Origin of the sequence: Streptomyces katrae (genome assembly GCF_000966975.1) — a bacterium.
Classification (GTDB): Bacteria; Actinomycetota; Actinomycetes; order Streptomycetales; family Streptomycetaceae; genus Streptomyces; species Streptomyces katrae.
Genome location: NZ_JZWV01001071.1, coordinates 1 through 3,858 on the forward strand (window position 1 = coordinate 1; position 3,858 = coordinate 3,858).

Sequence of the window (3,858 nt, forward strand, 5' to 3'; positions counted from 1 at the left end):
GCCACTGCCTCGCCCCGGCCCGCTGGCCGCCCCGGCCCGGGCGCGTACGCGCCGGGGCGGCCGCGTCAGCCGACCAGGATGCGTTTGAGTTCACGGGCCGCGCGGGGCGGGGCCACGTCCGTGCGGTGGGCCAGGGCGATCGTGCGGCGGAGGGGCGAGCCCGTGAGGGGAGTGGCGCGCAGGCCGGGGCCGGCGTGCGCCACGACCATCTCCGGGACCACCGCCACGCCCAGCCCCGCCCGTACGAAGCCCAGGACGGCGTCCATCTCGCCGCCCTCCACCGTGAACACCGGCTCGAACCCCGCCGCCCGGCAGGCCCCCACCGTCAGGTCCCGCAGGTCGTAGCCGTGCCGGAACATGACCATGGGCTCCTCGCGCAGGTCCGCGATGGTCAGTTCACCGCCCCCGCCCGGCGGCGGCAGCTCCCGGGACGAGACCACCACCAGGTCCTCCGTCAGCAGCTCCACCGTGGTCAGCGGGGGCGCCGACGGCGGCAGCGGCAGGACGATCAGCGCCAGGTCCAGGACCCCGCGCGCGAGTTCCCGCACCAGGTCCAGCGAACCGCCCTCCTCGATCAGCAGCTCGATGCCCGGGTGCGCCGTGTGGAAGGCCCGCAGCACCTCCGGCAGCATCCCCGTGCACACGCTCGGCGTGGCGCCCAGCCGTACCCGGCCGCGCCGCAGCTGCAGCAGCTCCTGCACCTCCAGCCGCGCCGTGTCCGCGTCCGCCAGGATCCGCCGGGCCAGCGGCAGCAGCGCCTCCCCCGCGTCGGTCAGCGCGATGTTGCCCCGCGCCCGGCTGAACAGCTCCGCGCCCAGCTCCCGTTCGAGCGCCTTGATCTGCTGCGACAACGACGGCTGGGCCACGTGCTCCCGCTCCGCGGCGCGCGTGAAGTGCCGGGTCTCGGCGACGGCCACGAAGTACACGAGCTGCTGGAACTGCATTTCCCCAGGCTAGCGGCGCCCCTCCCGCCCTTCCATAGGGGATGCCTATCGCGATCAGCTCCGCCATGTCTTGGACCTTTCGGGACCTTGGTCCCTACGGTCTACCTCATGGCTCTGGCAACGCGGACGGATCGACGGCCGTCCACCACGCGCACGCTCTGGGACTCCACCGTCGGCAAGAAGTCCGTGATGGCCGTCTCCGGCCTGATCATGCTCGGCTACCTGGTCGCGCACATGTTCGGCAACCTCAAGATCTTCTTCGGGCCGGACGAGTTCAACGGCTACGCCCACGCCCTGCGCACCCTCGGTGAACCCTTCCTGCACTACGAGTGGGCCCTGTGGGCCGTCCGCGTGGTCCTGGTCGCCGCCGTCGTCGCCCACGCGGTCTGCGCCTACCAGCTCAGCCGCCGCGACCTCAGGGCGCGCCCCGTCAAGTACGCCCACAAGCGCCGCCGCGCGAGCTACGCCACCCGCACCATGCGCTGGGGCGGGATCATCCTCGCCCTCTTCATCGTCTGGCACCTCCTCGACCTCACCACGCTCACCGTCAACGAGCGTGCCTGGGCCGGCCACCCCTACGAGAACGTCCTCGCGACCTTCTCCACCTGGTACGGCAACACGATCTACATCGTCGCCATGGCCGCCCTCGGCCTGCACATCCGCCACGGCTTCTGGAGCGCCGCCCAGACCCTCGGCGCGGGCAGCGCCCGACGCGACCGGGTGCTGAAGTTCCTGGCCAACGCCCTGGCCCTCGTCCTCTTCGCGGGCTTCGTGTCCGTCCCCGTCGCCGTCATGACCGGAGTGGTGAGCTGACCATGAGCACCGAGTACGCCGCCTACACCACCGGCGACCCCATCGCCGACACCAAGGCCCCCGCCGGCCCCATCGCCGAACGCTGGGACCGCCGCCGCTTCGAGGCCAAGCTGGTCAACCCGGCCAACCGCCGCAAGCACACCGTGATCGTCGTCGGCACCGGCCTGGCGGGCGGTGCCGCCGGCGCGACCCTCGCCGAGCAGGGCTACCACGTGGTCCAGTTCTGCTACAGCGACTCCCCGCGCCGCGCCCACTCCATCGCCGCCCAGGGCGGCATCAACGCCGCCAAGAACTACCGCAACGACGGGGACTCCGTACACCGGCTCTTCTACGACACCGTCAAGGGCGGCGACTTCCGCGCCCGCGAGTCCAACGTCCACCGCCTCGCCCAGATCTCCGTCGAGATCATCGACCAGTGCGTGGCCCAGGGCGTCCCCTTCGCCCGCGAATACGGCGGCCTCCTCGACACCCGCTCCTTCGGCGGCGTCCAGGTCTCCCGCACCTTCTACGCCCGCGGCCAGACCGGCCAGCAGCTCCTCCTCGGCGCCTACCAGGCGCTGTCCCGCCAGATAGCCGCGGGCAACGTCGAACTGCACGCCCGCACCGAGATGCTCGACCTGATCACCGTCGACGGCGTGGCCCGCGGCATCGTCGCCCGCGACCTGGTCACCGGCCGCATCGACACCCACTACGCCGACGCCGTGGTCCTCGCCACCGGCGGCTACGGCAACGTCTTCTACCTCTCCACCAACGCCATGAACTCCAACGCGACCGCCGTCTGGCGGGCGCACCGGCGCGGCGCGTACTTCGCCAATCCCTGCTTCACCCAGATCCACCCCACCTGCATCCCGCGCACCGGCGACCACCAGTCCAAGCTCACCCTGATGAGCGAGTCCCTCCGCAACGACGGCCGCATCTGGGTCCCCAAGGCCAAGGGCGACACCCGCCCCGCCGCCGAGATCCCCGAGGACGAGCGCGACTACTACCTGGAACGGATCTACCCCTCCTTCGGCAACCTCGTCCCCCGCGACATCGCCTCCCGCGCCGCGAAGAACGTCTGCGACGAGGGCCGCGGCGTAGGCCCCGGCGGCCAGGGCGTGTACCTGGACTTCGCCGACGCCATCCGCCGCATGGGCCGGGACAAGGTCGCCGAGAAGTACGGCAACCTGTTCGAGATGTATGAGCGGATCACGGCGGAGGACCCGTACGAGGTCCCCATGCGGATCTACCCGGCCGTCCACTACACGATGGGCGGACTGTGGGTCGACTACGACCTACAGACCACCATCCCCGGCCTGTTCGCCATCGGCGAGGCCAACTTCTCCGACCACGGCGCCAACCGCCTCGGCGCCTCCGCCCTGATGCAGGGCCTCGGCGACGGCTACTTCGTCCTCCCCTCCACCATCAACGACTACCTCGCCCGCCACCCGCACCACGAGGAGGTCGACGACAGCCACCCCGAGGCCGCGGCCGCCGTCCGCGAGACCCGCGACTGCCTCGCCAAGCTGCTGGCCGTCGACGGCGACCGCACCCCCGACTCCTTCCACCGGGAGATCGGCGAACTCATGTGGGAGTACTGCGGAATGGCACGCACCGAGGAGGGGCTGCGCAAGGCCCTGGCCCGTATCCCGGAGATCCGCGAGGAGTTCTGGCGGCGCATCAAGGTCCCCGGCAGCGGCGATGAGTTCAACCAGTCGCTGGAGAAGGCCAACCGCATCGTCGACTACCTCGAACTCGCCGAGCTGATGTGCCTCGACGCCCTCCACCGCGCCGAGTCCTGCGGCGGCCACTTCCGCGAGGAGTCCCAGACCCCCGACGGCGAAGCGGCCCGCCGCGACGAGGAGTTCGGCTACGCGGCCGCCTGGGAGTACCAGGGCACCGGCGCCGCACCCGTCCTGCACAAGGAAGACCTGGTCTTCGAGTACGTCCACCCCACCCAGCGGAGCTACGCATGAAGCTCACCCTGCGCGTCTGGCGCCAGCAGAACGCCGACGCCCCCGGCGCCATGGCCTCCTACGAGGTCGACGGCATCTCGAAGGACATGTCCTTCCTGGAGATGCTCGACACCCTCAACGAGGACCTCATCCTGCGCGGCGAGGAC

At 71.1% G+C, this 3,858-nt stretch carries 3 protein-coding genes and 1 pseudogene; 3 read left to right on the forward strand and 1 reads right to left on the reverse strand.

Features of this window, described 5'->3' with window-relative positions:
- Positions 1-65: 65 nt before the first annotated feature.
- Positions 66-944, reverse strand: a complete 879-nt coding sequence (locus tag VR44_RS32440; RefSeq protein ID WP_045951212.1) for a LysR family transcriptional regulator — start codon at positions 942-944, stop codon at positions 66-68.
- Positions 945-1,052: 108 nt separating this feature from the next.
- Here VR44_RS32440 and VR44_RS32445 point away from each other — a divergent pair, with 108 nt between their 5' ends.
- The 3 genes and pseudogenes from VR44_RS32445 to VR44_RS47825 all read left to right on the forward strand — a co-directional run.
- Positions 1,053-1,757 (forward strand): succinate dehydrogenase cytochrome b subunit, encoded by a 705-nt coding sequence (locus VR44_RS32445; protein ID WP_045951213.1) that lies wholly within the window; start codon positions 1,053-1,055, stop codon positions 1,755-1,757.
- Between the two features lie 2 nt (positions 1,758-1,759).
- Positions 1,760-3,712 carry a fumarate reductase/succinate dehydrogenase flavoprotein subunit gene (locus VR44_RS32450; protein WP_045951214.1) on the forward strand — a complete coding sequence of 651 codons (1,953 nt, stop codon included), beginning with the start codon at positions 1,760-1,762 and terminating at the stop codon, positions 3,710-3,712.
- Positions 3,709-3,858: pseudogene (locus VR44_RS47825) on the forward strand (succinate dehydrogenase/fumarate reductase iron-sulfur subunit); the annotation flags it as partial. The gene VR44_RS32450 and the pseudogene VR44_RS47825, both read left to right, overlap by 4 nt.

Excerpts from the sequence above, each read along its gene's own strand:
- VR44_RS32450 (WP_045951214.1), top strand. The coding sequence starts at position 1,760 with ATGAGCACCGAGTACGCCGCCTACACCACCGGCGACCCCATCGCCGAC.
- VR44_RS32445 (WP_045951213.1), top strand. The coding sequence starts at position 1,053 with ATGGCTCTGGCAACGCGGACGGATCGACGGCCGTCCACCACGCGCACG.
- VR44_RS32440 (WP_045951212.1), bottom strand. The coding sequence starts at position 944 with ATGCAGTTCCAGCAGCTCGTGTACTTCGTGGCCGTCGCCGAGACCCGG.